Source organism: Bartonella sp. bp_1, assembly GCF_055808085.1.
In genome coordinates, this window is sequence record NZ_CM147851.1 from 1,673,036 (window position 1) to 1,696,281 (window position 23,246).

At 43.5% G+C, this 23,246-nt stretch carries 41 protein-coding genes and 1 tRNA gene; 18 read left to right on the plus strand and 24 right to left on the minus strand.

Going from position 1 to position 23,246, the window contains the following annotated elements; all coding sequences use genetic code 11:
• Positions 1-840 precede the first annotated feature (840 nt).
• From ACYZ97_RS08200 to ACYZ97_RS08305, 22 genes are all read right to left on the minus strand, one after another.
• Entirely contained in the window at positions 841-1,347 is a 507-nt protein-coding gene (locus tag ACYZ97_RS08200) for a hypothetical protein (RefSeq protein WP_473298063.1), read from the minus strand.
• 318 nt (positions 1,348-1,665) lie between these two features.
• Positions 1,666-2,697: a site-specific integrase gene (locus ACYZ97_RS08205; RefSeq protein WP_473298065.1), complete on the minus strand. Its 1,032-nt coding sequence runs from the start codon at positions 2,695-2,697 to the stop codon at positions 1,666-1,668.
• A 250-nt stretch (positions 2,698-2,947) separates the two neighbouring features.
• Positions 2,948-3,193 (minus strand): hypothetical protein, encoded by a 246-nt coding sequence (locus tag ACYZ97_RS08210; RefSeq protein WP_473298066.1) that lies wholly within the window; start codon positions 3,191-3,193, stop codon positions 2,948-2,950.
• Complete coding sequence (locus ACYZ97_RS08215) at positions 3,186-3,407, minus strand: hypothetical protein (protein ID WP_473298068.1); 222 nt, start codon at positions 3,405-3,407, stop codon at positions 3,186-3,188. The genes ACYZ97_RS08210 and ACYZ97_RS08215 overlap by 8 nt, the downstream gene beginning before the upstream one ends.
• Positions 3,407-3,619, minus strand: coding sequence for a hypothetical protein (locus ACYZ97_RS08220; RefSeq protein WP_473298069.1), 213 nt, complete (start codon positions 3,617-3,619; stop codon positions 3,407-3,409). Before ACYZ97_RS08220 ends, ACYZ97_RS08215 begins: the two co-directional genes overlap by 1 nt.
• Positions 3,616-3,942, minus strand: a complete 327-nt coding sequence (locus ACYZ97_RS08225) for a hypothetical protein (protein ID WP_473298070.1) — start codon at positions 3,940-3,942, stop codon at positions 3,616-3,618. The genes ACYZ97_RS08220 and ACYZ97_RS08225 overlap by 4 nt, the downstream gene beginning before the upstream one ends.
• Positions 3,939-4,187 (minus strand): hypothetical protein, encoded by a 249-nt coding sequence (locus ACYZ97_RS08230; protein ID WP_473298071.1) that lies wholly within the window; start codon positions 4,185-4,187, stop codon positions 3,939-3,941. The genes ACYZ97_RS08225 and ACYZ97_RS08230 overlap by 4 nt, the downstream gene beginning before the upstream one ends.
• Positions 4,184-4,423, minus strand: coding sequence for a DUF3850 domain-containing protein (locus ACYZ97_RS08235; RefSeq protein WP_473298072.1), 240 nt, complete (start codon positions 4,421-4,423; stop codon positions 4,184-4,186). Before ACYZ97_RS08235 ends, ACYZ97_RS08230 begins: the two co-directional genes overlap by 4 nt.
• Positions 4,420-4,887 (minus strand): hypothetical protein, encoded by a 468-nt coding sequence (locus tag ACYZ97_RS08240; protein ID WP_473298073.1) that lies wholly within the window; start codon positions 4,885-4,887, stop codon positions 4,420-4,422. Before ACYZ97_RS08240 ends, ACYZ97_RS08235 begins: the two co-directional genes overlap by 4 nt.
• A gap of 10 nt (positions 4,888-4,897) precedes the next feature.
• Positions 4,898-5,617 (minus strand): DUF4942 domain-containing protein, encoded by a 720-nt coding sequence (locus ACYZ97_RS08245; RefSeq protein WP_473298074.1) that lies wholly within the window; start codon positions 5,615-5,617, stop codon positions 4,898-4,900.
• A 65-nt stretch (positions 5,618-5,682) separates the two neighbouring features.
• A complete protein-coding gene (locus ACYZ97_RS08250; protein ID WP_473298075.1) occupies positions 5,683-6,039 on the minus strand; it encodes an HNH endonuclease in 357 nt (118 codons plus the stop codon).
• Between the two features lie 12 nt (positions 6,040-6,051).
• A complete protein-coding gene (locus ACYZ97_RS08255; protein WP_473298076.1) occupies positions 6,052-6,249 on the minus strand; it encodes a hypothetical protein in 198 nt (65 codons plus the stop codon).
• A complete protein-coding gene (locus ACYZ97_RS08260; RefSeq protein WP_473298077.1) occupies positions 6,246-7,283 on the minus strand; it encodes a recombinase RecT in 1,038 nt (345 codons plus the stop codon). Before ACYZ97_RS08260 ends, ACYZ97_RS08255 begins: the two co-directional genes overlap by 4 nt.
• A complete protein-coding gene (locus ACYZ97_RS08265) occupies positions 7,283-8,275 on the minus strand; it encodes a PD-(D/E)XK nuclease-like domain-containing protein (RefSeq protein WP_473298078.1) in 993 nt (330 codons plus the stop codon). The genes ACYZ97_RS08260 and ACYZ97_RS08265 overlap by 1 nt, the downstream gene beginning before the upstream one ends.
• Positions 8,272-8,463 (minus strand): hypothetical protein, encoded by a 192-nt coding sequence (locus tag ACYZ97_RS08270; RefSeq protein ID WP_473298079.1) that lies wholly within the window; start codon positions 8,461-8,463, stop codon positions 8,272-8,274. Before ACYZ97_RS08270 ends, ACYZ97_RS08265 begins: the two co-directional genes overlap by 4 nt.
• A complete protein-coding gene (locus tag ACYZ97_RS08275) occupies positions 8,463-8,687 on the minus strand; it encodes a hypothetical protein (RefSeq protein ID WP_473298080.1) in 225 nt (74 codons plus the stop codon). Before ACYZ97_RS08275 ends, ACYZ97_RS08270 begins: the two co-directional genes overlap by 1 nt.
• Entirely contained in the window at positions 8,687-9,691 is a 1,005-nt protein-coding gene (locus ACYZ97_RS08280) for a hypothetical protein (RefSeq protein ID WP_473298082.1), read from the minus strand. Before ACYZ97_RS08280 ends, ACYZ97_RS08275 begins: the two co-directional genes overlap by 1 nt.
• Complete coding sequence (locus ACYZ97_RS08285) at positions 9,691-9,900, minus strand: Arc family DNA-binding protein (protein WP_473298083.1); 210 nt, start codon at positions 9,898-9,900, stop codon at positions 9,691-9,693. The genes ACYZ97_RS08280 and ACYZ97_RS08285 overlap by 1 nt, the downstream gene beginning before the upstream one ends.
• Positions 9,900-10,133: a hypothetical protein gene (locus tag ACYZ97_RS08290; RefSeq protein ID WP_473298084.1), complete on the minus strand. Its 234-nt coding sequence runs from the start codon at positions 10,131-10,133 to the stop codon at positions 9,900-9,902. The genes ACYZ97_RS08285 and ACYZ97_RS08290 overlap by 1 nt, the downstream gene beginning before the upstream one ends.
• A complete protein-coding gene (locus ACYZ97_RS08295; RefSeq protein ID WP_473298085.1) occupies positions 10,133-10,348 on the minus strand; it encodes a hypothetical protein in 216 nt (71 codons plus the stop codon). Before ACYZ97_RS08295 ends, ACYZ97_RS08290 begins: the two co-directional genes overlap by 1 nt.
• A 12-nt stretch (positions 10,349-10,360) precedes the next feature.
• Positions 10,361-10,747: a hypothetical protein gene (locus tag ACYZ97_RS08300; RefSeq protein WP_473298086.1), complete on the minus strand. Its 387-nt coding sequence runs from the start codon at positions 10,745-10,747 to the stop codon at positions 10,361-10,363.
• 496 nt (positions 10,748-11,243) lie between these two features.
• Complete coding sequence (locus ACYZ97_RS08305; protein WP_473298087.1) at positions 11,244-11,915, minus strand: XRE family transcriptional regulator; 672 nt, start codon at positions 11,913-11,915, stop codon at positions 11,244-11,246.
• A gap of 95 nt (positions 11,916-12,010) precedes the next feature.
• On the opposite strand from ACYZ97_RS08305, the gene ACYZ97_RS08310 reads away from it, so the two are divergent.
• The 12 genes from ACYZ97_RS08310 to ACYZ97_RS08365 all read left to right on the plus strand — a co-directional run bounded on the left by ACYZ97_RS08310 (position 12,011) and on the right by ACYZ97_RS08365 (position 18,447).
• Positions 12,011-12,205 carry a Cro/CI family transcriptional regulator gene (locus ACYZ97_RS08310; RefSeq protein WP_473298088.1) on the plus strand — a complete coding sequence of 65 codons (195 nt, stop codon included), beginning with the start codon at positions 12,011-12,013 and terminating at the stop codon, positions 12,203-12,205.
• Between the two features lie 140 nt (positions 12,206-12,345).
• Entirely contained in the window at positions 12,346-12,657 is a 312-nt protein-coding gene (locus ACYZ97_RS08315; protein WP_473298089.1) for a hypothetical protein, read from the plus strand.
• A 75-nt stretch (positions 12,658-12,732) separates the two neighbouring features.
• On the plus strand, positions 12,733-13,287 hold the full coding sequence (locus tag ACYZ97_RS08320) for a hypothetical protein (protein ID WP_473298090.1): 555 nt from the start codon (positions 12,733-12,735) through the stop codon (positions 13,285-13,287).
• A 15-nt stretch (positions 13,288-13,302) separates the two neighbouring features.
• The gene (locus tag ACYZ97_RS08325; protein WP_473298091.1) at positions 13,303-13,482 is read left to right on the plus strand and encodes a hypothetical protein; all 180 of its coding nucleotides are present in this window, start codon (positions 13,303-13,305) and stop codon (positions 13,480-13,482) included.
• The gene (locus tag ACYZ97_RS08330; RefSeq protein WP_473298092.1) at positions 13,479-14,060 is read left to right on the plus strand and encodes a hypothetical protein; all 582 of its coding nucleotides are present in this window, start codon (positions 13,479-13,481) and stop codon (positions 14,058-14,060) included. Before ACYZ97_RS08325 ends, ACYZ97_RS08330 begins: the two co-directional genes overlap by 4 nt.
• A gap of 139 nt (positions 14,061-14,199) precedes the next feature.
• Positions 14,200-14,529, plus strand: coding sequence for a hypothetical protein (locus ACYZ97_RS08335; RefSeq protein ID WP_473298093.1), 330 nt, complete (start codon positions 14,200-14,202; stop codon positions 14,527-14,529).
• Positions 14,526-15,182, plus strand: a complete 657-nt coding sequence (locus ACYZ97_RS08340; protein WP_473298094.1) for a hypothetical protein — start codon at positions 14,526-14,528, stop codon at positions 15,180-15,182. The genes ACYZ97_RS08335 and ACYZ97_RS08340 overlap by 4 nt, the downstream gene beginning before the upstream one ends.
• Complete coding sequence (locus ACYZ97_RS08345; protein ID WP_473298095.1) at positions 15,179-16,591, plus strand: replicative DNA helicase; 1,413 nt, start codon at positions 15,179-15,181, stop codon at positions 16,589-16,591. Before ACYZ97_RS08340 ends, ACYZ97_RS08345 begins: the two co-directional genes overlap by 4 nt.
• Positions 16,578-16,859 carry a hypothetical protein gene (locus ACYZ97_RS08350; RefSeq protein WP_473298097.1) on the plus strand — a complete coding sequence of 94 codons (282 nt, stop codon included), beginning with the start codon at positions 16,578-16,580 and terminating at the stop codon, positions 16,857-16,859. The genes ACYZ97_RS08345 and ACYZ97_RS08350 overlap by 14 nt, the downstream gene beginning before the upstream one ends.
• Positions 16,840-17,253 carry a hypothetical protein gene (locus ACYZ97_RS08355; protein WP_473298098.1) on the plus strand — a complete coding sequence of 138 codons (414 nt, stop codon included), beginning with the start codon at positions 16,840-16,842 and terminating at the stop codon, positions 17,251-17,253. The genes ACYZ97_RS08350 and ACYZ97_RS08355 overlap by 20 nt, the downstream gene beginning before the upstream one ends.
• Positions 17,228-17,839, plus strand: coding sequence for a DUF6362 family protein (locus tag ACYZ97_RS08360; protein WP_473298099.1), 612 nt, complete (start codon positions 17,228-17,230; stop codon positions 17,837-17,839). The genes ACYZ97_RS08355 and ACYZ97_RS08360 overlap by 26 nt, the downstream gene beginning before the upstream one ends.
• Positions 17,840-18,371: 532 nt before the next feature.
• Positions 18,372-18,447 (plus strand) — tRNA-Ile (locus ACYZ97_RS08365).
• A gap of 25 nt (positions 18,448-18,472) precedes the next feature.
• Here the strand turns inward: ACYZ97_RS08365 and ACYZ97_RS08370 are convergent.
• Together ACYZ97_RS08370 and ACYZ97_RS08375 are read right to left on the minus strand one after the other, a co-directional pair.
• Complete coding sequence (locus tag ACYZ97_RS08370) at positions 18,473-18,961, minus strand: thermonuclease family protein (protein ID WP_473298100.1); 489 nt, start codon at positions 18,959-18,961, stop codon at positions 18,473-18,475.
• Entirely contained in the window at positions 18,961-19,167 is a 207-nt protein-coding gene (locus ACYZ97_RS08375; RefSeq protein WP_473298102.1) for a helix-turn-helix domain-containing protein, read from the minus strand. Before ACYZ97_RS08375 ends, ACYZ97_RS08370 begins: the two co-directional genes overlap by 1 nt.
• 334 nt (positions 19,168-19,501) lie before the next feature.
• Here ACYZ97_RS08375 and ACYZ97_RS08380 point away from each other — a divergent pair, with 334 nt between their 5' ends.
• The 6 genes from ACYZ97_RS08380 (at position 19,502) to ACYZ97_RS08405 (ending at position 23,241) form a co-directional block, all read left to right on the plus strand.
• Positions 19,502-19,738 (plus strand): Acb2/Tad1 domain-containing protein, encoded by a 237-nt coding sequence (locus ACYZ97_RS08380; RefSeq protein ID WP_473298103.1) that lies wholly within the window; start codon positions 19,502-19,504, stop codon positions 19,736-19,738.
• Between the two features lie 8 nt (positions 19,739-19,746).
• A complete protein-coding gene (nrdH, locus tag ACYZ97_RS08385; RefSeq protein WP_473298104.1) occupies positions 19,747-19,965 on the plus strand; it encodes a glutaredoxin-like protein NrdH in 219 nt (72 codons plus the stop codon).
• Positions 19,966-20,128: 163 nt separating this feature from the next.
• Entirely contained in the window at positions 20,129-20,803 is a 675-nt protein-coding gene (locus ACYZ97_RS08390; RefSeq protein WP_473298106.1) for a ParB/Srx family N-terminal domain-containing protein, read from the plus strand.
• Entirely contained in the window at positions 20,784-21,656 is an 873-nt protein-coding gene (locus tag ACYZ97_RS08395) for a GREB1-related protein (RefSeq protein WP_473298108.1), read from the plus strand. Before ACYZ97_RS08390 ends, ACYZ97_RS08395 begins: the two co-directional genes overlap by 20 nt.
• A gap of 45 nt (positions 21,657-21,701) precedes the next feature.
• The gene (locus ACYZ97_RS08400) at positions 21,702-22,079 is read left to right on the plus strand and encodes a hypothetical protein (RefSeq protein ID WP_473298110.1); all 378 of its coding nucleotides are present in this window, start codon (positions 21,702-21,704) and stop codon (positions 22,077-22,079) included.
• Positions 22,036-23,241, plus strand: coding sequence for a PBSX family phage terminase large subunit (locus ACYZ97_RS08405; protein WP_473298111.1), 1,206 nt, complete (start codon positions 22,036-22,038; stop codon positions 23,239-23,241). The genes ACYZ97_RS08400 and ACYZ97_RS08405 overlap by 44 nt, the downstream gene beginning before the upstream one ends.
• The last annotated feature ends 5 nt before the right edge of the window (positions 23,242-23,246 follow it).

Genomic DNA, 23,246 nt, shown 5'->3' on the forward strand with positions numbered 1-23,246 from the left:
ATGACATTTACTTGAACACCACAGGATTATGAAGAAAAAATAAAAACCAAACGGCGGGCGAGACAAAATCGAACCGAATTGAAAAGAAGTTAAACTTCCAAATCAAGTATCATTAGGCCGCGTTGTGACATTGCGAAGATGACGACAAAATCACCCGTGCATGATATCAAAAGCCCGTTCAGACCAAGGCGCGATCGATGAAAAAACTATTGCTTCTATTTTTTATATCCCTGACATTATCAACGCATGCATCGGCTGAATGGCATGGTTTCAAATAGGGAGCAGACTTTGAAAGCGTATATCGTGAACTAGAGAACAAACAAAAATCATCACCCGACATCTATAGCAAATCTCAGAACGACAAAAATTGCAATTCTGACACAATATAAATCTGAATACGGATTGTTTGATCTAGCATTTGTGTTTGGTGATAAAAATGAATTGAATAAAATATATTATATTTCAGATAATCCCGAACCCTGCGAAAAAACGAAATACGATCTTATTAATAAATATAAAGGCTATACCGGTAATCCGGATGAAAAACCGATCACGGTGCTTTTTTGGACGACACATGACAGTCGAGTTAAGTTTCGCTATCGATCCAGACCAGACGACAGTCAAAATATCTCCTGCAACATAACAGCATCCGATGCCCGCTTAAGGAACTAGAATTGAAATATTTTTCCAAAACAACATATCCGATTTTATTTTCCGCGGGACTAAAATCCAGTTATCCATATCAACAAAACTTAACTTCCTAATACGAATATCATAAGCTTTATTCAGACAACCTGCTCTGCATAAGAACCTCGATAAAAACCGGTCACAATGACTGGTTTATAGTTTTCGACTGTCATAAGCCCATTGTAGCAAAGCCTGCCTTTGGCGGCGGCGACAAAAAATATCACCTTCTTCGCAGTTTCTACGTAATTGCTGAACGTGCCGTTTCATAGCTTTCCAACGTTTGATTTGGCGCATATCTTCACCCTGAATACGCCGCCCCCTATAATAGCGGCAGTACCATTGAAACCATCCGCGTGGATCTTCAGCATATATCCACCCCTTTGCTCGCCAATAACTCAACGGTTTTCCTGCCAATACCCTGAAATAATTCAAGTCTGCGTTACGGCCTTCTGGAGAAAGTTTTGCTTGTTTAAACCAAAATGTAGGAAATTCATTCTGACAATCAGTCATGTATTTCCCCCCCATAACCCCCATTCCCAGCATTTCTATCGGTGTTAAATCTGGCGTAAATTCAGGATGGAAATTATCTCCTTCATCACAGGTCAGTTGATACCGATAATCCTGCTGCATTTTATCATTAATAATAATCCATTGAGACATAATCATTTTTCCATTCAATGATTTTAAAGATAGCACATATTTCCGTTTATTTATGAATAATCATCAGCACATTATCGATATCAGCACGCATATCGGTGCGCGTATCAGTGCGCAACACAAAACATCAATTTCATAAGCTATATGATTTTACTGGTCGGAGTGAGAGGATTCGAACCTCCGACCCCCTCGTCCCGAACGTCAGGGCACATTGTAAAAACCCCACAAATCCAACGATTCTTGATTACTATTGATAGCTATTATCACGTTTTGTTCGTGACAAATTCATGCTTTTTGTGACACATCTGTGACACATTCCCCCTATGTTCTTTTGGAAGGTTTACCCAGAAGGCGAATGTTCACAATACCTGTCTGATAGTTTGGGTGATGATGAAGATATGTTCGCTCTAACTCTTCGATTGTGACACCGGCAAAGCCAGACACTTCTATAATAGGCAACCCAGCTTGCATGAGCCATGTTATGGCCGTATGGCGTAGCGCATGAGGTATTACTTTATCATCAAGCCCTGCGGCTTCTCTTGCGCTTCTGAACGACTTTTCCAAGCGCCCTATCTCTCTTCCCCCAAAATGAACAACGTGCCTAATTTCCCCATCAATGCTATGCCAGCGCTTCATGTGCGCTAATAGCCTGTTGGGTATTCTTATGGGTGGTGTTCTTTTTTTTGTTTCTGCCTTGCCTTCTGGACGGCGGTACATAACTTCATTTTCAAGGTCTATCCAGCCGCCGGTCGTGTTTGGCATCCATTGCAACCGCAATATAGCCTCATGTCGCGTTGCTGTATAAAGTGCTATGAGAATAAAGCGAACAAGATGATTACGCCTGTCTGCCCGATAGCAAGCCCATAAAAGTTTTGCTGCTTCATCTCTGCTCAACCATCTTTCCCGTGGCTTTGACTTTTCAGGAAGCGTGAAAACTGGCTCCGCTTCCATTCCATATTCTGCTTTATAATGTTTTACTGCTGCACGTAAATTTTCAAGGTCACGTCTTGCTCCCGAAAAAGTTCCTCTTTTTTCAGTAAATTCACGACATGTAGGACCAAGAATTTCTGATACTGTTTTATTTCCCCAATAATTATTCAACCTACTGATAGAGGCCGCAAGCTCTGATGGTCGAGGTGATTTATCAATCTTATAATCAAAATACACATTTAAAACATCTGCGATTGGAATTTCAGCACTTTGGCCGTTTTCTGTGATGGGCTGGTGCTTTTCTCCGATATATTCTGCAAGCGCTTGCTCTGCCTCTGCAATTTGATGCTCAAGGAATCCTGTGCGCTTTTGATTGTATCCGTCTTTGATGAGCCACCAGACCCTTGGCGTTCCATCTTGCAATGGTCTCCCTCTTTTTTTAATGAGGTGCGGTGGCTTTCGGTCACGAGACATCTTCTTTTCATTTCCTCAATTGCAGCCTTGGTTACAAAGTCTTTTCCAGCAATTCGCATAATATCCAGATTGCCACGTTTCGCTTCAGAACGTAAGCCAGTAGGCTTAACAGCATTAGCAAAGAACAATTCACACGCATCTTCAAGCCGAATTGGCTGATCTTCTGCCAAGGTTTGAATTGATAGGGCAGTTTTCCCCATTATCCACCTCCCTTCATTTCCAGACCGGCGCGGTCAAGCCATTCTTGCCATTTTACGCTGAAAGCATTGAGTGCAGCATCTACAGAATTGTATGGAGCCACCTCTTCTTTCAATGTCGAAGAAAAGCCATCAATGCCACCACGACAAGTAACATGGAATTTCCCCTTTGACGGCGCTATGTGGCCAAGAAGAATTTCACCGCATCTTATTTCAAACCATTTATCTACAGGAACAGTTTTAAGCATTTTCAGCCTCCAGTACAGCACGTCCGGCTGGTGTTGGTATGAATATGCGATATACAATGCCACCTATCGTGTATTGTCTGCTCTCTTCCATCATACCCTTTTCTGTCAGAACAATGAGCGTCTTCACAATGCCATTGCTCCCATAAAAAATTGGAACACGTACACCACACGAGTATTCAGACAAGACGTGTCTTTGTTTTTTTGTCAGTGTCATCACCAATCTCCGCCATCACTAGGGATATCGATTGTATCTATAATCATATCAGAAGATACTGAGCCATTTTTATATACACGCTCTCCATTTTCATTTGTTTTGAGAACGTAAAGTCTTGAGCCATTTGTAAAAAGCCACAGTTTTTCAGGCCAATTAGATGCTACTGTTTTTAAAGCTTCAATAGCTTGTTTTTCTCGCTTTGTCAGTGTCATGGCTGGCTCTCCTCCATGGCATCAAGAGCAGCTCTGTAAACATTAACGCGATACTCCTCATGGCTGACATCGAGAGAATAACCATCAATCACAAATTTAAGTGCAGCCTCCAGATTTTCCATCCGCTCTTTCAAGGCTTCGTTTTCGGCGACAAGGGATTCGTGTTGTTCGTGATTATTTACAAGATCAATGATGAGCGTCGCATCTTCTGGGTCATAGTCACCGAAATGTAAAACTGTGTTACCATCTGCGTCTATTATATAGATATCGTTTGGCTTCCCAACAAATTCAGCAAGTTCCCAAGGCGTCTTTGAATGGCTCATGGCTGCACCTTTTTAAGCACAGGATAACCGGCTTCAAGCATAATCTCGTCAGCCTCTTTTAAAGTTATTGAAGTCCCGCCGTATTCCAAAAGCTCTACCAAACCATCAGCCGCTGGAATGTCTGAATATACTATTCCATATCTTTCTTCAAATTTTGAAGCGATTTCTAAGTTCAATTTTTGATACCTATTGGCAGCATTCATTAAACGCATAAGGTCAGCAGTTGTTAGATTTGATTTGCTCATGGCTGCACCTCGTCTGCACTTAGACCAAAAACGCAATAATCAACATCAATGCCCCACTTTCCGCCCGGCAGAACATATGTAATTTTACGAAGTGTCGAGCTGCCTTCTGATGTGGTTAACCTAACCAAGTCACCGGACTGAAAGCCCCTGTCATTATACCTTACCTCGAATAATTTACGTCCATCCATGATAGCCTCAAAGAAACAAGGCTCTATTTTCAATTCATGGGTTTTCATGGCTGCACCTCGCATGGTGGGATTTCGGCGAAGTGGGTGATTTTAAGGACTACATTATCGCCAATAGAGTCTCGCCAAACATCTTTGTATGTGCAATCAGGCAAACGAAACCCAAGCCCCTTTTCATCGACAACCCAAAGATCATATCTCGCACCCTCCACCCTCGGGCATTGCTCTATAGGCTTCCAGAAGGGTTCTGGGTGAAGCTTGGTGTGGTCGAGTATGCTTGATACAGCTTTTACATAATGTTTTTGGCAAGCGTATTCCGCATCAATATCTGTTGTAAAAATACCAACATGATTAAAGTCGGGGGCTTCTGCCTCAAACTTTCCTTTCCATGGAATAATTACATATATACCAAGAGGTGTTTCCGCCTTAAGCTGGCGGTATGGATTGCCCGTCCACTCAAGCGGCTTCACAATGTCTGCTATGTCTGGCTGTCTGCATGTTGTCTGTTGGGTCATGGCTCAATCCTCACGCTGCGTTTGCAATTGCATCGCCATAATGGGATGCAAGGATACGGTTCATCTCTCGGACAAGATCAGAACGATTAAAACGAATATGAACCGTGCCTTTTTTGAACCATTTGAAATAGAAATATTCAGTCGCGCATTCTGTCTTTCCTTCGCTCATAGCAATTGAACAGAAGGCGGATGCATCCGTATTGTGTGGTGTCCGATCAAGAATGTGCATAATGCGATCAAGGTCTTTAATTATTGGCTGAACTTCATAGCCTCCACTAGCTCTAGTCAGCCAATTTTTTGAATAATCGGAATAGCCAGCAACAAAGATTATTTTATCATCAAACCTAAAACGATTGTTTGTTTTATAGCTTGGCGGCAAACGCTCAAAAACATCAACGACGCTCTGGTTAAATATAGTGCCTGAATTTGTGACCTTATCGGCAAAAGTCGCATACACATTCTCAACTGTAAATTCAGGTGGATTATCATATAGTGACTTTTGGAAAGCATCACGCTGCGAAGCGCTCATAAGCTGTTCAAGGCCAGACACCCCCAGTAAGTGCCGCCAACAAGCTGCATCAATCTGCTTTCTAAAATCTTCAAGTTTAGGGTTGAATTTGTTTCTATATGAAGAAACACCAACAAAAGCATCTGATACACTTTGTGTAGGAGCAGCCTTTGTAGCGGTCTCATTAGCTGTTTTAACCAAGTCTATAGCGCGTTCAACCAATTCAAGCGCGCGGTCTCTATGGGCGCACAACTCTTCAATAGAGGCTTTTCTGATTAAATCCGTACTCATCCTTCAATCCTCGCATAAAGTGACCTGCGTGGTGGCAGTGCTTTGGTTAATTCCTTCGGTGCTTTTGGTCGTTTCGGCATCGGTGACTTGCTTTTCATGGCACCGGTTGCCTTATCACGCTGTCTATCTGCCTTGCGTATTCTGCGAACATCTTCTGCTGTTTTAGCTATATGGCAGACTCTACAAATTAAACGGCCATTTGCGATTGTAGGTTCACCGCCCAAAGCATCAGGAAGGATATGATCAACCTCACCTTCCTTTGCCTTTAGAACGGCCCCACAGCATTCACAGTGGCCATTGGCACGCTCTATGATAGCTTTGCGCACTTTGCGGCTGAACTCTTTACGTGCCATGATAGCCCCGCCCTACAATTCAGCCCGAAGCTTCATGTTGTTAGATATACTCAAAGCCTTCTCCCAAGAGCGGGTCGCTTTTTTATCCCGCCTTGCCCTCGCAAGACTAGCTTTCAAATGCTGTTGCAAGTTGACATATTCATCGGCATCAACTGCAATCGTTGCTTTGTTGCTTTTTCCAAAACCAAATATACGTTTCAAAATGTTCATGCTTCCAACTCCTTTTCATCCATATTCGCCAAGCCGGAGATCAGGCCAATCACATCAGATGTTTCAATTTCACCCCGACATACCGCCTGTGCATGTTTAACAATGTTCCGCGCTCTGGTTTTGCCACTTTCAGAAACACGTTCATCAAACAGTGCTTTTCCTTGTCTTGTTACGACTTCAACTTCTGGGCCGATGGCTGCAAAAATTCCCTTTGCAAAATATTTGAACCATTCAGCTTCATCAAAATCATTTGGTGTTTGATTGAGGGCGGCATCAGTACCGCTGTCACCGCCCTCTACATCTGACGAGACAGGGGGACGCTCGTCATCTGCATTCTGTTCTAATTGCTCACCAGTGAGTATTTCAGCCTCTTGGGTAACATGCTCAAGATCAAAACCTTCATCGCTTTGCGTGGGATTATTTGCAGCCAAAGAACCTAAAATTGTTGGTTTATTATCTTGCGGCGTGACATCAACAATCTGCGTGGCCTCATCACGATCATAAACACCCAATATTACTTCTGGACAGTGACGACGCGCCCACGATCTGGCGGCAAAATATCCAAGCTGTTGTTTAGGGTCTGATTTCCATAAAGGGCTGTTCTTGGTTGTGATGCTACCCATTGGTGGTGTTTCATATTCACATTCTTGCCCATCCAAAACACCTGATACTTTACAGACAAGAGTAGTCCCCTCACCCTTGTATTCATACTTTAAGCGCCCCTTAATGCCAGAGCGTGTATTAACTACGGCAGCGATAAGCTGTGCCTCATAAGCAATGGCGCCTTTGACTTGATACGATTTTGAAGCCACCGCAAAGGGTGACATTTCCCACTCCATTGCTTGCATAGCAACAGCAAGACAAGCCCCATAATTCCCCCTTAAATATTCTGGAAGGGCTACACTTGATTGGCTCATAACTTCTGCAAATCGCATCATTTCACTAAGATTGCTCGGGGCAATCTTTGAACCACCTGTACCCGTTTTTATTGCTACGCTTTTTGCCGATGCCGTCTGTTCAACCAACTGGTTCATTATGCTGCTCTTTCCTCATTGTTTAAATCTGTTTCAAGTCTCGTTCGCGCCCATGACGGCATTTCAATCCAATCAACTGAAGGGCTGAATCCGTCATAGCCATGCCATTCATGCCGTTTCAGGCATTCCTTAACTATCTGGATTGCTTTTCTTGCTTGCCGCTCGCCAAGATCAATGTCGGCATCTTTCAATTGCAGTACTCGCACGTCATAGGGCGGTGTCTTTTCTACAAAAACAAATGAGAAGGATTGAAACGCTTCTGCCCCTATAACTTCACGAATAGCCATGCGAACAACAGCCGCCTGAATGTGATAGCCATGCGAATAGATTGCCTTTGATATTCCATCGGTAGAAACATCATTGGCTGTTTTCAAATCAACAAAATCACCTGATGAATTTGGAACAACATCAGGACGAGCCTTTATCCAAAAATCAGCCTCTTTATCACGATAAACAATCGACCGTTCAATACGTCCATTTAAAAGACCTTGCTTGATAATTGGATGCTTACCGAGGCTCTTTCCTATGTTCTTGATATGCTCAAGATCAGCCTCCGTGAGAATAGACTTCCCAGCCTCTTTTTGTTCGGCTAGCCATTCCTTGCAAGCCGTTCTATTTCCATGCCATTCTTTACCGGCAATGATATCGGGACGAAGCGCATAGCTGGCGTGAAACCCCTCTTCACCAAGCAAAAGCATATGTGCTGCTTTGCCAAAATTAAGATTGTCTTTTTGCTCTTTCTCAAATCTATCTGGATTGTATGGTGAATATGCCCAATACTCGGACGGCCGCCGAATAACTTGGCGTAGGCCAGAAGATGAAATAGAAAAAGCATCAAACAGATTTATGTCGTTGTGATAACGTTCAATTGGAACAAGGTTATAGATTCCATTAACGGCTATCTTTTCTCCGCTCCAGTTAATCTCTTCGCGACCTGTTTTTTTGACAATTGTTGAGGCTAGATCGCCTATATGCGTGAATGTGTCAGTCATTTTCTGCCCTCCGCTTTACGGGTGGGACGCTCAATCTTTTTGATTTTCAAGTCGTTGTCATGCCGACTCCCAACCTCTACGTAATGTCGAAGATACTGCTTGACCTTTTGCAGCGTCATAGGGCAATCAAAGTCGAACTTTTCAGGATAAGAAACCGTAACCAACAGCTGCACTTGTTTGCGTTTCATCACGCAGCCTCCACTTGTTTGGTTTTGTAAACTGGTATTAAGTCACTGAATGACTTTGCTGATTGCATGTGATGGCAAAGATCAGGGATATGACGTTCAGCCAATTCAACCGCCCTGTCACCGCTCCTATTGTCATCTTCACTATAACGGACAACAGCAATCTCAAGTTGGGCTTTGATGTTATTCAGAGTGGCTAAGGCTGTAATAGCATGATGAAGGCTCATTATGCTGCCCTCTTTTCTTCTACACGCTCAACACCATCCAGAGATACACCGGCACGAACGGCGCGATTAGCCAATTGCTCAACAAGAGCCTTCATGTCTGGATGATCTTTCAAAGCTAAAAACGCCTTTTCATAGTCTGTTATTCTAGCTGATACGAAAGTACGTAAAGCGACTTTAGAGCCTGTACGTCCTGCTGCTGCATTTGTTTCTTTGGCTTGTTTTTCAGCCAATTCAGCTTGTCGATTAAGCCGCTCAATCTCTGCCTTATCTTGCGATTCATTGTTGTTTTCAGACGCTAGTTTTTCAGCCTCTAAACGCAACCGTTCTGCTTCTTCACGCGCTAATCTTTGACGTTCTGCTTCTTCTGCTGCTTTTTTACGCAACCATTCGTCCAAGTGACGTTTCATCTTGTCAGAAAGCAATTTTGGGTTTTCTTTAAGGTCTCGCCATTTATCATCGACGGCACGCCCAGCATCCAAGTGAGGCTGTTTTTCAACCTTATGCAAATCTGTTGCCTTCTTAGCAATACCTGCAAGTCGCTTTGACCACACCGCAACCACATCGGCTTGCTCTTGTGTTTCAATCGGCTGTTTCAATAACAATGACGCTTGCTCGGCATCATCTTCAAATTCCATGGATAAGGCTTCAAATGGATTTTCGGCGTTGCTATTATGACCAGCCGGTGCTGGAGCATCATCCCACAATCCGGTTTCAGCAGCCTTTTTATAAGATTCATAAGATACAGGGTTCTGACAAACCCATGCCCACACTTCAAACGGGTCAACTGTTTCATTGCCTTTTAATGCTGTAAGTGTCTCGCCTTCGTACCAGATTGCAACTGGTTCAAATGGTCCGTTTTTAAATTTACGCTTACGATAATAACCGCATTGAGGTTCATTTTCATGAATAGCGCCAAAGTTTCCAGCTAGAGCATTCTTCCACCATTGAAATTTATCAGTCATGTTCTTTTCCTCGATTGTCTGGATTGCTTGTTCAGGTGTCATCACGCACCGCCTTTCATGCCATCCAGCACACGGGCTGCGATTGCATCTGCTATGTCATCAGTATTGCTGAATTTGCCCTCAAGAGCCGCCTCAAGAAGCGTGACAATCTCGGCGTTCATAGAACGATTGTTTAAATGTGCCTGATCTTTGATACGTTGGTGCATATCAATAGGAAATCTCAACTTTATCTGTGAGTCACTACGAGCCATCACGCAGCCTCCCCATACACTTCTAATTCTTCAATCAAGGATTGCTTTGCTTGCTCCAGAACAAAGCGAACTTCATTCATGACTCTGGCGTATTCGGATATATTCTCGTTGTAGCTCGAGACGTCACCCAATGATCGGTGGTGCAATGCGTCACTCATAAATTCTTGAGCGAGACTTCTCTTTGCCAAAACGGTTTCAATGATTTCTTCAAATGATGCTGTCGCCTGTTTCATCACGCCACATCCTTCTGATTAAACTTGTAAACTGGCACCATTTCAGTTTGATCATTAAGTGATGCCACAATGTCATCCAGAACCTTGTAAGCGCGGTTTAATGCTGCTTGTTCATATGCTGGATAACCTTGGGTATTGTTGCGAATTGCTGTATCCAAGTATTCGCAAAGCATATACGCGGATGATCTTGCGTTAAGAAGGTTCTGGTGTTCCATAGCTTGCCCTCCTCAAAGAACTTGAGAAGAGTAAAGGCGATTTTGCTGCTCGCATGTTCCAAAATAAGAATCCGATGCAGCCTCATCATTCCAATCAGAAACAAAGGCTTCCCATTCGTCAGATTTTTTTACGAATTCAGGAACATCACTTTCAGGATTCAGTTTGCTTTCATGGTTTTTAATCCATGCCTTTGCAACATCGTCGGCCAGTGAAATACTTTTGCCTGTTTTTAGATCAATGCGGATAATATCCTCAATCTCTGCTGGCTCGTATTGATCATCAACCAAAGCAGATAGTTGATCGTAATTATGGAAAAGCTGGCGTGTGCTATATTGCTCACCTGCTTGGACTGTTACAAAAAGAATAACTTCGTCAAAAGTTGCAACGGTATGTCTCATATCATTCACCCCTGTTTTGAGCAGATCGGCTAAGGCTTCTTCGTGCTCGGTATAGGGCATATGTATAGTATTAACTAAACTATGTCAATAGCTAAAACTAAACTTTTTATTGACGAACTAAACTTTCATGTATAGTTATGACACACAACACGCAGTGACTGGGTGCAACTCCCATGCTGATTGAAAACTGCAAGCGCGGGTATCGAAAGGCCTCCGGTGCTATCAGAAACAGAGGTCGGGTTAGCTGAAAGGCACTCTGGCATTACGTCCCATCTCCGGCTCCGGCCTTCAAGACGTGCCATTGATACCCCTGCCTTATGGGAGATTGATTTCTTTCATGGGGTAGGGGGTATCTTTGGCTAGAACCCTCTCCTCACCATCCTTCAAAACCTTGAAAGATATAAGTTCTACAAGGTTTAATAACTATCACTGATTTCTTTTTTTTATAAGATCATAGTTTATGATTTAGAGATCATGTGGAATAATTTTCACATAATCAAAGCCCATCACCAGATAGAGCAATGTAATGAACAGACTTCACTCGTGCATGCGGAAATGTAAGTTCTCCAGCTGGATTAAACTGTTCTAAAACAAGCTCTTCCGCATTGTGACGGCAAAACATTTTTATAAATGCTTGCGGGTTTTCTGAATGCTCATCGACTACTATTTGAGCAACAACAAAATCGCCTTTTTTCACGCGTCTCGTAGGGTCAACATAGACGATCTCGCCATCCCGATAACGAGGCCACATAGATTCACCTGATACCTGAATAGCATAAGCACCAGCAATATGCGAAAGCTGCGGCGGGCAAAGAACATCAAACAACACGTTACCATTGAATTCAAACTCACCATTCACACCGCCAACTGCCTGCCCGTAGACAGGAATTGTTTTGCCTTTTGGAAAATCTACAGGCCCCAATATCGTTGCATTTGGCTGATGATTGGGAAACTGATCTTGAATGACACCTTCAATAAACCAATCAACAGGAACCCCCGTAACCTTTGCTATCTCCTCCAATTTATTAGTTCTTGGCTGAGAAAGTCCTTTTTCCCACTGAGATACAGCACCCTTTGTCACCCCGACAGCATCGGCGAGAGCAGACTGTGTAAAATTGGCATCCTTGCGGGCCTTAGCGATTCGTTCATTTAATTCCATGCTAAACATTTATCATTCTAAGGGTTTAGTTGCACGATTAGTTTGTTGTTGACATTGTATAGCATATTCTATACATCCATAAAAAAGACAAAGGATACTTTGATATGGACGTCACCGGAGTTGAAGCAATTAAGCAGGTTATTCCTCTTTCTCATTTAGCAAGCCAACTTGGCATAACAAAAGGAGCCGTTTCTCAATGGGGAAATCGTATCCCAATTTCACGGCTAACAGAGATTGAACGTATAACCGGCATTCATCGCTCAAAACTGCGTCCTGATCTCTATTCTGAAACTTCATAAGTAATACCTCCTGCGGTTGACCCGTCCAGCCGTATCAGAGGTTTGATTCCAACAGACGGAAAAACAGGGGTGCGATCAGGAAAAGCCACGGCGTAATCGTGAAATCTGACCGTACAGAGTACCGAGTAAAGGATAACGGAATGTACCGCGTAGAAGTTATTCGAGATGAAATGGCCTCTGCCGTCCGTGTATTGGGCGGCGTAGGTTCAGCCAAAAGACAAAACTCCATTGTTGCCAAACTAACAGGCTTAACAGTCACGACAGTTGAACGGCTCCGGTGGAAGAAGATCAAACGGGTTCCGGCAGATATTGCGGATTGTATTCGTGAAACGCTTGAGCGCCACAACGAGGACGAACTTAGCCGTGTCAAACACGAACTCTACATCCAACAAAAGAAAGTTGCTGCCCTTTTGGAGATTGCTCCTGAGCTACCTTTTGACGAAGATCGGTAACGGCTTTCTCTGGTTGAGTTATGGTTCATGCCTAGCTGGTGAGTGGTTCCTCAAATTCACAAAAGGAGAGAACCAATGACAGCCAAGGGGCACAATTCCGAACTTACAGAAGGCGAACGCAAAGCGTTATTCTTCCATCATTTACAAAAAGAATTGGCTATTAAAGCTAAGCTTGATGAACTTAAAACCGAACGCAAATCACTTCGAAAAACTGCACAGGCCGATGGCATTGTTCTCGCTGATATGGATTTTGCAGTCAAAGCTATGGAAATGGAAGACAAACAGCTTGTTGTTGATGGTGTTAAATCCAAATGCGAAGTGCTGTCATGGTTGAATTATACATCTGGTTATCAGCCTGATCTATTCACTGATCGCGCTCCTGCCTTTGAAAGAATTGAAGCCGAAGGTGAGTTGGCTGGACTAGCTGGCAAAACAGGCATCAGTCCTTATGAGGCAAAGAGCCAAGAAGACGAGGCATGGTTGCGAGGCTGGGGAAAAGGTCAAAAGCAATTGGCTGATAACTTTCTTTCTGCCCGTGAAAAACTGGACGCCACATCATCAGATGATGACGATTTTTCAGACGATCCATTCCCTGATGATGCCGACATCGAAACCCCAACAATTCAATGATGGGGAATCGGCGTCATGATGCATGAAACCAAAGGGCTAATTGGAGATCAGGTTGAGGCTGCTTATCGCTACTGGCAGCAAGGTCTTTCAACGTTTGAAATAGCAGAAAAATTAAAACTGCCAGAACACCTTATCGCCAACAACCTTAAGGCAATCAAGCATTATGAGCCTTCAAAAAATGAGGCTGTAGCATGACCGTAGTCGCTTCAAATTATGCACGAAAAGAAAACGATCTTTATCAAACAGAACCTTGGGCAACTGAGGCTCTGTTGCGAGTAATTTTGCCAAGCCATGACTCCGTCATCTGGGAGCCAGCCGCTGGCAATCATTTAATAGCTGATGTTTTAAAAGAGTATGGCTATATAGTTCACACCAGTGACATTGCTGTTTATGATCGCAAACACGATCACCTTAATGACTTCTTCGAATACAAAAGTCTTCCTTATGTCGATGCAATCATAACCAATCCGCCGTATGGAAAATCCAATCGTGACGCAGTTCGTTTCGCCAGACATGCCTTAAATATATGCAACGGATGGGTTGCGCTACTGCTTACGGCTAAATTCGATTTTGGCAAAACACGCACATTTCTATTCAGAGATAATCCACGTTTTTACGGGAAGATTGCCCTGATAGATCGTATTTCTTGGGCGGGTAATGGAGAGACAGGCACAGAAGATCATGCGTGGTATATCTGGGGACCAGTCGGACAAAGCTATACGCCTGAAATGTTTTACGAGGGCAAGGTTCCAGCATTGGAGATAATCGCATGAGTGATCTTATATATTTCTCCGTACAGTTATTGGGGCTGATTGCAATATGGGTGTTTGGGCTTTTAATTATTGTAGGCCTTGCCTCACCTTTTATTTTGATAATGTGGGATCTTTGTTGTTCCATGTGGAGCGACAGACGATGAACTGGCTCTCCAGAAAACAACCTGAAAAGACAATCACAGGCTCCAGCCTTGTGTGCGGTTATCGTGCCATGTCTGATATTTTTGTTCCATCTGATGAAATGAAGATCATGTACGAATGCGACTGGTTTCTTGATGAATATTCAGACGGAAGCCGGAAAGTATCAGAAAAGATCATCCGCGTTGTTACATATCGAGAAAGTGAAAACTTCAAAATATATGGCCGTGTTTTAGCGTGGGAAAGAACCGGCACAATAGCCAAGAACCTGATTGTCGATCTGAAAAAGTTTGATGCTGAAATTGGGCAGATTGTGGAGGCGGCGGAATGACCCTTATCCTTGGTCTTGATATAGCAACAACTACCGGATGGGCGCTCTATTCATCAGGTGAACCTCTATCCACCATGCGCACCGGTTTGATTAAGTTACCTCCTAAAAAGAAGGGTGAGTTTGTGTGTCCAATTGACAGAGGCGTTGAATTATCCGTTCTCTTTCGACGTTTCATGATTACCTTAAAGAACAACAATTCACTTCCACAGTTTGCAGCCATTGAAGCGCCGTTCAACCATGTTCAACAATATGATGTAAAACCAAAAAATAAAGACAAACAAGGAAGCCTTCTTGATGAAGGAATAGACGAAGCTGCGAGCGAAGGAAAAACCATAAATGCACATGCTGCCTTTATGGCATACTCGTTAGTAAATGGTGTGGCAACTATTCTACGGGGATATAATGTTCCATATATGTTAATTGCTGATACAACTTGGAGAAAAAGCTTTCTAGGCTTTGGAAGAAAAAAGGGCTTCACTCGGAAGGAATGGAAACAGGCAGCTATTGATAAATGTCGGTTTTTAAGAATTGACGTTGCCAACAATGATGCTGCTGAAGCTGCCGGAGTGGCGTTTGCAGCCTCGGGAACACAACGATTTACATTATTTGAGCATGAATTAAGACAGCGACAAAATAAACAGGTGGCGGCATGAATGCTATGGCACCTATAGAACGCGCCCTACCCTATAATATCGAAGCCGAACAAGCTTTGCTTGGTGCTGTATTGCTTAATAACGATGCTTATCACCTCGTAGCTAATACCATAAAGCCGGAGCATTTTAGCAGCAGTGAACACGCTGAAATCTGGAAGTTGGTTAAAGATCAGATTGACGCCGGTTTAAGTGCCAATCCTATCACGCTGAAAGGCTATGTGGAGAATCGGCTAATTGCTGAAATGTCTCTCTTTCAGTACATCGTCCGTCTTACAACAGAAGCGGTCACCGTTGCTAATGTCAAAGACTTTGCTTGTGTTATTGTTGAACTGGCCACACGCCGTAAACTAATAGGCATGAGTGAATGGCTTAAAGAACAAGCCTATGACATTGAGCCTTCAAAACCAGTCAAAGGACTATTGTCCGATATTGAGAAGGAAATCTATCAGCTTCAAGACGATGCTCCAGACAATGATGGAATCGGTACAGCATCCAGCACAGCCGATAAACTCATTAAATTGTATGAGAAAAAGGAAAAGCCAAGAACAATTCTCCTACCTCTCCCTGAAATTCGAGATGTTCTAAGCGGCGATCTGGAAGCCGGAAACCTCTATGGCCTTGTCTCGTCATCTGGTGAAGGCAAAACCTCTCTAGCAATGCAGATCATGGATTATGCAGCCTCAAACGGGCATCCGGTGTTTTTCCTTTCTTATGACCAATCAGAAGAACAGAGCATTATGCAGATTGCTTGTCAGCGTCTTGGTCTAGATGGAAAGCGTATCAGGAACAAGACACTTACAGCACAAGAGACAGAAAGCTATTTTAAAGAACTTATGCAGATCAAAAAGCTGCCACTACAGGTCAAGAACTGCACTCGTGAAAATATCATTCAAATATCGTCCTATGTGAAACGCTTTTTAAAGTGGAACAAGTCCGACAAAGTTCCTTTGATCGTTCTCGATCATGTCAGAAAGGTTCAACCAATCACTGCTGGCACGTATGAAGGCCGCATAGCTTCTGAAATAGGCGGCATGTGTAAATCACTTGCAAAAGAACACGGCCTTGTCTGGCTCAATATCCAGCAGCGCAAGAGCATGAAAGAAGGTCGAGAGAATCCACAACCCTATGATGGTGACTTATTCGGCGGCGAACAAGCCAAAGAAGACTATGACGCTATTCTTTATCTGTATCGGCCAGACAAATACAAAGACATGGTTATGTCGAGAAACATGCCAGAGAAAAAACGAGAACAACGGCTTCTATTTTTTGAACAATGGTCTGGCCGCTCAAAACTAGGTTCACTGAAAGTCCGATTCGGAGATCCTTCTATCTATCGACCTTTAGAATTTGAAGCTCAATACACCCGTTACACATCAACATACCAAGAGCGCGAAAATGAACTGTTTTAAAGCCTATCCCGAAAAAACTTATGCTGGCTGGCGTGTCATGATGCGTTTTGCTCACAACGGTATGAGCCGACCTGTGCTTGATAAAGGCGGCAAGATCAAACTCTTTAAAACAGAGTTAGAGGCAACGGCTGAATGCTTGCGTCATTTGCTCGACTATATGAACGGTGACTATCAATCGTGGGACAATCCAAATACCAGCGCACCGCACCGATTAGAAGCAGAACGCTTATTCCAAAAGGAACAGCCAGTTGAGCAAGGGAAAGCTTGATGTCTTACTCGATGGTCTGGGTATTAAACTCGTGCCTATCTACAGACGTAGAGAGGCCGCTCAATCCCATGCGCGTGGCACAATGCACGAGATCAGAAACAAACATGATGACGGCTATCTGGTCTTTGTTCTCCGCTGTATCAGGCAGACCAAGAACAACCGTGATGAATTATGGAGTGAAACAATCGGAGCCATTGCAGACATATTTGAACAGCGCCCTGACTGGATGGAAAGAGGCGGCGATGTTCTGGATGCTTTCGATCAAGTCCCATTGGGGGAATTGCGCGGCAAAGCAGTCAAGCGTCGTCCTTGGCCCGTCAGAGCGACATTGCGAACACTTATTTATGAAAAACTGGAAGGATTGTTAGATGAGCAAGAGCAGCGTTTATTATAACAGCCTGAATATGGATGCAGTCCGCTTTTCAGAAGCTTGCCTGATTATTCGCGCTCGTATTGTTGAGGCTGCTGAAACAATGGCTCATATTGATGTACATGGTGTCTTCCCAGCCAAGATGAAATCATTTTGGCCAGACACAATGCCGGTCAATGTTGGTCCGCATGATTCCGGTTATGGTTATAATGAGGTCAAAAACAGATATAGACCGGACGCCAAGGCTATTTCAAGAGCCGAGGAAGTATTCTATAAATGGTTCCCTAATGTGCCAGACGACCACCGCCCTTTATTGTGTACGTGGGCTTTTTGCATAGGTGCGCGGAAAAAGTTTGGCTCTTTTGGCAAATTCTGTAAGAAAAATGGTCAAATCCGTAGGACGGCTGAACGTCATATAAACGATATTATTCAGAATATAGCGGCTGATATATTTAAAAATGCTCAATCGTTACAACAACCTAGCTGGAAAAGGGTGTCGCAACTTCTACCCAAATCAGTTATACAAATTGATAAGATGGCAACAGTCACGCACTGGATGGCAGATGATGCAAAACCAACCATTCAACCAGCACTTCAAGAGGTTGCTTGACCAATGAATAAATTCTTCTTATGCGGTTTCTTAAATGCTTTTCAGTTTAGTAGTTTATTCTTGAGTGAACCTATTGATGAACCAAAACCTGCTAGCGTTGAAAACGCATGGAAAGAAGTCAGCGGTTTTTTGAAATCTTCATGCACTGGTAACGGTGTCATACTCAAGTCCCAATAAGGGCGGCTGGGTTGATCGCCAGCGACAGGCAGCCTTACGAGGTTGCCTTTACCACCATTGCCAACTGTCCGACTACTTTATTTTGGATAGTGGCCTATTCAAACTCCGAAAGGGGCTTAAGCGCACGGTCAACAGCAAGAGTAAACCAACTCTACCGTCCAGAGGCATCCGTTATGGTTAGGATTACGCCTATGAAAATATCTGGCAAGCTGCAATATTTAACTGGCCTATAGATTGATGCTATAGGTTCAAAGGCTGTCGGTATAATGACAGTCTTTGCTTATTACCGACCCATTGGCGTGCCATGGGCTCAAAGGCCATCAAGGAGTAATCCTCGGTGGCTTTTGCTTTATTTACCTGTGTAGCATAACGGTTAATGCCCGCTGCTCATAACAGCGTTGATATTGGTTCAAATCCATTCGCAGGTACCAATTGCGGCAGAATGTGAGAGACAAATTATCGTTTTCTTTTATGCCGCCATTCCCAAGGCAGTGTAAACTCACCCTGCCAAACACCGGCTTTATTCTGGATAGCTTTATTTTGAAATGCTTTGTATGTGCCTTTTGAATATCGAGGCCAGTCAAGTGCATAACCGTTCAGAACCATAAACGAACCAATGTCTTGGCCGTCATATCGAGAACAGATAGCGACAAAGCGTTTGTAACGATCTTTATACTCTGGTTTGCATGTTACAGGCTGTGACTGGTCAAGCCATTCAGACAATGCAAAGGCTGATACCTTGCCGCACCGATACGGTTTGCCATGGCTATCTTTGCAGGTTTGACGGCTTTCTAGTGCATCAATGCCCCATATCCGAATGCGCCGGCCTTGTATGTCGATTGTATCGCCGTCCACTACAGAAGCGCGACCGGTTATGTCAGGATAGTCCTTTCCAAAGGCTGGCAAGGATAACAGGCAGATAAGAAAGGCAAAGCAGAGACGCATTATTCAGCGCCCCATGGCTTCATCTTGTGAAAGATAGCCGTGCAGGTATATGCGACAACCAATGAAATAGGTGCAGGTTTACCATCAAGGCGATGACCGCGTTCCCAATTTTCAACGGTAACACTTGAAACGTCCAGAGCTTCAGCGGCTTGTTTCTGTGTGAAGCCCATTTGTTTACGCCATTGCTTGAAATCTTCGGGTTTCATGTTATATTCCTTCATTAAAAGGTGGTGAGTGCTTTTTCAGGTAGGCGGGGCTTTCGCCCCACCCTTTTGTTAGAAATTGATAATCAATTCGATATGTGCAAAATATAAATTGACTTTCAATCTAATCTTCCTGAGTTTCAAGCATCTCACCACCTTTCTGTTTATGAAAGCTTGATTGCTTCCATGTGTTTATATATACCAAACATTGTTTGGTTACGCAAGTACTTTTCACGATATTTTTAATAAAAATGTTTGGATTTTATACCGCTTATCAACAGCGGTTTTCTGCATTGCAGGAACAACAAACAACCGATCAAAATAAAGGAAACCAATCATGCCAGAACAAAACAACTTCCCTTCTACCGGCGACCAGCGGACAGAGAATAGCACAGTGCGCCATCAATACCGGACTTTGACAGATGCGGAAAAGGCATCAATTGGACAAGTCAAAGAACTTGGTGAAACATTCCTCAATTGTCTTGAAACACTTCAAGATAGCCGCGAAAACAGCATTTCAAAGATCAAGATTGAAGAAGCCGTGATGTGGGCTGTCAAAGGCATCACAAAGTAGAGGCCGTCATGATAACCGTGTATTCCAAGCCCTCATGCGTTCAATGCAACGCAACACTTAGAGCCTTAGACCAACAAGGTGTTGCATATCAGGTTATTGATGTGTCTGAAAATGACGAAGCTTTAGCTTATGTGCAATCACTTGGTTATCGTCAGGTTCCAGTGGTTGTTTCAGGTGATGATATTCACTGGTCTGGCTTCCATCCTGAAAAGATAAAGGCTCTTTAAAATACAGATATAGAGGTTGGGTCTGTTAATTCAGACCAGCAGGAGAGATTGGCGTCCACCCTGCCCGATGTTGCACAAGCATAACCATCGCAACCGCTGCTCCACACCCCAAACAAGATGGTGAGCGGCGTTGTTGTGACATACAAATGGTTAATGCACGATTATGGAGATCAAAATAAAAATTAAGGCGTTGGATGATCTAACGCCGTATGCAAACAATGCCCGTAAACATTCAGATAGCCAGATTAAACAGATTATGGCTTCGATAAGGGAGTTTGGCTTCACTGTTCCTATTCTGGAAGGGAAAGAGGCTATTTCTGCCGGTCATGGCCGATATGAAGCTGCAAAGCGTATCTATGCCAATGGTGAAACAATCAAGCTACCAGATGGTCGAGAATTGCCAAAAGGCACTGTTCCAGTTATCGACTGCTCAAAATGGACAGAGGCACAACGCCGCGCTTATACGCTGGCTGACAACCGTTTGGCAGAAAAGTCCGAATGGGATGATGACCTATTAAAGCTTGAACTGTCGTTTTTAGACGATCTTGAATATGACTTCTCGTCTCTTGGCTTTAGTCTTCCTGATCTTGATGATTTATTGAGTGCCCCAAAAGATGTAGATGACCCAGAGCGAGAATGGCAAGGAATGCCGGAGTTTGTTCAAGATGATAAGATGCCAAAGCGAACAATCAAAGTTCATTTTGACAGTGAGACTGATGTTCAAAAGTTTGCTAAAATTATAGGGCAACAGATAACGGACAAAACCAAATATATCTGGTTTCCTTTTAAAGAAAAGACAGTTCTTAGAGATAAGAGGTATGTGGCAGATGGAGCCTAAATATCCTCTTTACATAGTCTCAAAAGGTCGAGCTGATAGCCGCTTAACCAGCAAAGCCTTAGAGGTAATGAATACCCAGTATTACATCGTTGTTGAGGAACAAGAATATCAAGAGTATGCAGCGGTTATTGATAAGCGTAAAATTCTTGTACTCGATAAAACTTATCAGCGAGATTACGATACGTTTGATGATCTTGGTGACACCAAGAGTAAGGGTCCGGGGGCGGCAAGAAACTTCGCTTGGGAACATTCTATGTCCAATGGCTTTAAATGGCATTGGGTGATGGATGATAACATCAGGCATTTTTATCGGTTCAACAGAAACCAAAAAATAATTGTAGAGAATGGTGTAATCTTTCGCTGCATGGAGGATTTTGTTGAGAGATATGAGAATGTTGGAATGGCGGGTCCAAACTATGACATGTTTATTCCGCAAAAAACCAAGCATCCACCTCTTATTCTGAACACTCGTATTTACTCTTGCAATCTTATACGAAATGATCTGCCTTTTCGATGGAGAGGACGATACAATGAAGACACAGACCTTTCCTTGCGTATTCTAAAAGCTGGACTGTGTACCATTCAATTTAATGCTTTTTTACAAGGAAAAGTTACGACCCAAACTGTTAAGGGAGGCAATCATGAGGACTTTTATTCGCACGAAGGCACAATGCCTAAGTCGCGAATGCAGGTCGCAATGCACCCTGACGTTTCTGAATTGGTCTGGAAGTTCAACCGTTGGCACCATTATGTCAATTACCGCCCGTTCAAACGCAACAAATTGATACGTAAAAAAGATATTTTAGTCCCTAAAGATGTGAATAATTATGGCATGGTTTTGAAGTCATATTAGCCTGAATAACTTTACACGCCTACAAACAATGAATGAGTTGAAACAATGGCTAGAAAGCAAGTTATAGAGCTGGACGATAAAAATCTGGAATTGTTAAGAAACTTAGGCACCTGTTTTGCAACGCAAGAAGATGCTGCGGGGTTTCTTAATGTGTCTCGTCAAACGCTTATTGCATCTTTCAAACGGCATCCTGAATTGAGAGAGGCGTTTGAAAGTGGGCATGGTAAGGCTAAGGCCTCGTTAAGGATGACGCTATTCAAGCTATCCCAAAAAAATGCTCAAGCCGCCATCTTCTTAGCGAAAAATCATCTCGGTATGACAGACAAGCAGGAAATATCAGGCCCGAATGGCGACCCTATCCAGATTGGACGAATAGAGCATGTCATTATCGACACTAAGGATAGAAACACCGAGAGTATTTGAACCGCTTCTCTACCCATCACGTTACAAAGGTGCGTATGGTGGACGCGGTTCAGGCAAGTCACATCACTTTGCAGAAAAGGTTATATCTGCGGCTTTATCTGATACGAAGCGCATTGTGTGTATCCGTGAGGTGCAAAAGTCAATAAGGGAATCGGTCAAGCGCTTACTTGAGGATAAAATCAAAAAGTTGCAGCTTGGCTCATGCTTTAATGTGCTTGATCGTGAAATCAGGTGCCACAATGGCTCGCTTATAATCTTTCAGGGTATGCAAGACCATACGGCAGAAAGCATCAAGTCGCTGGAAGGTTATGACATCGCATGGGTTGAGGAAGCCCAGTCACTTTCAGCCCGTTCATTAAGGTTATTGCGACCTACCATCCGTAAGAAAGGTTCCGAACTTTGGTTCACATGGAACCCGATGTCACCAGACGACCCAGTCGATCAACTGCTAAGGGGGGAGCATGTTCCAGATAACGCAACCGTTGTCGAAGCAAACTGGTCTGATAATCCTTGGTTCCCGAAAGAACTTGAGGAAGAACGCCTATTCGACCTTGAGGACAACCCAGACACATATGATCACATATGGGAAGGGCATTATTGGTCTGTCTCGGATGCGCAGATATTCAGGCACAGAGTGTCGGTTGAGCCATTCGATGAACCAGAAAAAGGAACGACGCTTCTATATGGCGCGGACTGGGGCTTTGCCAATGACCCGAATGTACTTATTCGCTGCTGGATAAAAGACGAATGCCTTTATGTTGATTATGAAGCCTTCGGGCATGGTGTCGAACTTGATGAGTTGCCGCAGCTATTCGATAGCATCCCAGAGGCGCGTAAATGGCCGATCAAGGGTGATAGTGCACGTCCAGAAACAATCAGTCACATGGCTGGTAAAGGGTTCAATATTAAGGCTGCGAAAAAGTGGCAAGGTTCCGTTGAAGATGGCATTGCTCACATGAAGGGCTTTAAGCACATCTTTATTCATCCGCGCTGCACTCATGTGGCGCAAGAGTTCCGGCTCTATAGTTACAAAGTCGACAAGAAGACCGAGGAAGTATTGCCGATCATTGTCGATAAATACAACCACGGCATTGATGCCATACGCTATGCGCTTGATGGATATATTCAGCGCAAGGGCTTTGTGTTCCTTAAAAAAGGTTAGGTTTT

Coding starts and splice junctions, on each gene's coding strand:
- ACYZ97_RS08335 (WP_473298093.1), top strand. CDS start 14,200: ATGAACTGGCTCTCCAGAAAACAACCTGAAAAGACAATCACAGGCTCC.
- ACYZ97_RS08210 (WP_473298066.1), bottom strand. CDS start 3,193: ATGCTTAAAACTGTTCCTGTAGATAAATGGTTTGAAATAAGATGCGGT.
- ACYZ97_RS08250 (WP_473298075.1), bottom strand. CDS start 6,039: ATGGCACGTAAAGAGTTCAGCCGCAAAGTGCGCAAAGCTATCATAGAG.
- ACYZ97_RS08340 (WP_473298094.1), top strand. CDS start 14,526: ATGACCCTTATCCTTGGTCTTGATATAGCAACAACTACCGGATGGGCG.
- ACYZ97_RS08325 (WP_473298091.1), top strand. CDS start 13,303: ATGATGCATGAAACCAAAGGGCTAATTGGAGATCAGGTTGAGGCTGCT.
- ACYZ97_RS08240 (WP_473298073.1), bottom strand. CDS start 4,887: ATGACCCAACAGACAACATGCAGACAGCCAGACATAGCAGACATTGTG.
- ACYZ97_RS08285 (WP_473298083.1), bottom strand. CDS start 9,900: ATGGCTCGTAGTGACTCACAGATAAAGTTGAGATTTCCTATTGATATG.
- ACYZ97_RS08305 (WP_473298087.1), bottom strand. CDS start 11,915: ATGTTTAGCATGGAATTAAATGAACGAATCGCTAAGGCCCGCAAGGAT.
- ACYZ97_RS08260 (WP_473298077.1), bottom strand. CDS start 7,283: ATGAACCAGTTGGTTGAACAGACGGCATCGGCAAAAAGCGTAGCAATA.
- ACYZ97_RS08360 (WP_473298099.1), top strand. CDS start 17,228: ATGAGCAAGAGCAGCGTTTATTATAACAGCCTGAATATGGATGCAGTC.
- ACYZ97_RS08395 (WP_473298108.1), top strand. CDS start 20,784: ATGTGGCAGATGGAGCCTAAATATCCTCTTTACATAGTCTCAAAAGGT.
- ACYZ97_RS08215 (WP_473298068.1), bottom strand. CDS start 3,407: ATGACACTGACAAAAAAACAAAGACACGTCTTGTCTGAATACTCGTGT.
- ACYZ97_RS08290 (WP_473298084.1), bottom strand. CDS start 10,133: ATGAAACAGGCGACAGCATCATTTGAAGAAATCATTGAAACCGTTTTG.
- ACYZ97_RS08310 (WP_473298088.1), top strand. CDS start 12,011: ATGGACGTCACCGGAGTTGAAGCAATTAAGCAGGTTATTCCTCTTTCT.
- ACYZ97_RS08315 (WP_473298089.1), top strand. CDS start 12,346: ATGTACCGCGTAGAAGTTATTCGAGATGAAATGGCCTCTGCCGTCCGT.
- ACYZ97_RS08220 (WP_473298069.1), bottom strand. CDS start 3,619: ATGACACTGACAAAGCGAGAAAAACAAGCTATTGAAGCTTTAAAAACA.
- ACYZ97_RS08345 (WP_473298095.1), top strand. CDS start 15,179: ATGAATGCTATGGCACCTATAGAACGCGCCCTACCCTATAATATCGAA.
- ACYZ97_RS08350 (WP_473298097.1), top strand. CDS start 16,578: ATGAACTGTTTTAAAGCCTATCCCGAAAAAACTTATGCTGGCTGGCGT.
- ACYZ97_RS08330 (WP_473298092.1), top strand. CDS start 13,479: ATGACCGTAGTCGCTTCAAATTATGCACGAAAAGAAAACGATCTTTAT.
- ACYZ97_RS08230 (WP_473298071.1), bottom strand. CDS start 4,187: ATGAGCAAATCAAATCTAACAACTGCTGACCTTATGCGTTTAATGAAT.
- ACYZ97_RS08265 (WP_473298078.1), bottom strand. CDS start 8,275: ATGACTGACACATTCACGCATATAGGCGATCTAGCCTCAACAATTGTC.
- ACYZ97_RS08295 (WP_473298085.1), bottom strand. CDS start 10,348: ATGGAACACCAGAACCTTCTTAACGCAAGATCATCCGCGTATATGCTT.
- ACYZ97_RS08270 (WP_473298079.1), bottom strand. CDS start 8,463: ATGAAACGCAAACAAGTGCAGCTGTTGGTTACGGTTTCTTATCCTGAA.
- ACYZ97_RS08405 (WP_473298111.1), top strand. CDS start 22,036: ATGTCATTATCGACACTAAGGATAGAAACACCGAGAGTATTTGAACCG.
- ACYZ97_RS08400 (WP_473298110.1), top strand. CDS start 21,702: ATGGCTAGAAAGCAAGTTATAGAGCTGGACGATAAAAATCTGGAATTG.
- ACYZ97_RS08375 (WP_473298102.1), bottom strand. CDS start 19,167: ATGAAACCCGAAGATTTCAAGCAATGGCGTAAACAAATGGGCTTCACA.
- ACYZ97_RS08225 (WP_473298070.1), bottom strand. CDS start 3,942: ATGAGCCATTCAAAGACGCCTTGGGAACTTGCTGAATTTGTTGGGAAG.
- ACYZ97_RS08235 (WP_473298072.1), bottom strand. CDS start 4,423: ATGAAAACCCATGAATTGAAAATAGAGCCTTGTTTCTTTGAGGCTATC.
- ACYZ97_RS08390 (WP_473298106.1), top strand. CDS start 20,129: ATGGAGATCAAAATAAAAATTAAGGCGTTGGATGATCTAACGCCGTAT.
- ACYZ97_RS08370 (WP_473298100.1), bottom strand. CDS start 18,961: ATGCGTCTCTGCTTTGCCTTTCTTATCTGCCTGTTATCCTTGCCAGCC.
- ACYZ97_RS08320 (WP_473298090.1), top strand. CDS start 12,733: ATGACAGCCAAGGGGCACAATTCCGAACTTACAGAAGGCGAACGCAAA.
- ACYZ97_RS08300 (WP_473298086.1), bottom strand. CDS start 10,747: ATGAGACATACCGTTGCAACTTTTGACGAAGTTATTCTTTTTGTAACA.
- ACYZ97_RS08275 (WP_473298080.1), bottom strand. CDS start 8,687: ATGAGCCTTCATCATGCTATTACAGCCTTAGCCACTCTGAATAACATC.
- nrdH (WP_473298104.1), top strand. CDS start 19,747: ATGATAACCGTGTATTCCAAGCCCTCATGCGTTCAATGCAACGCAACA.
- ACYZ97_RS08380 (WP_473298103.1), top strand. CDS start 19,502: ATGCCAGAACAAAACAACTTCCCTTCTACCGGCGACCAGCGGACAGAG.
- ACYZ97_RS08200 (WP_473298063.1), bottom strand. CDS start 1,347: ATGTCTCAATGGATTATTATTAATGATAAAATGCAGCAGGATTATCGG.
- ACYZ97_RS08255 (WP_473298076.1), bottom strand. CDS start 6,249: ATGAACATTTTGAAACGTATATTTGGTTTTGGAAAAAGCAACAAAGCA.
- ACYZ97_RS08280 (WP_473298082.1), bottom strand. CDS start 9,691: ATGACACCTGAACAAGCAATCCAGACAATCGAGGAAAAGAACATGACT.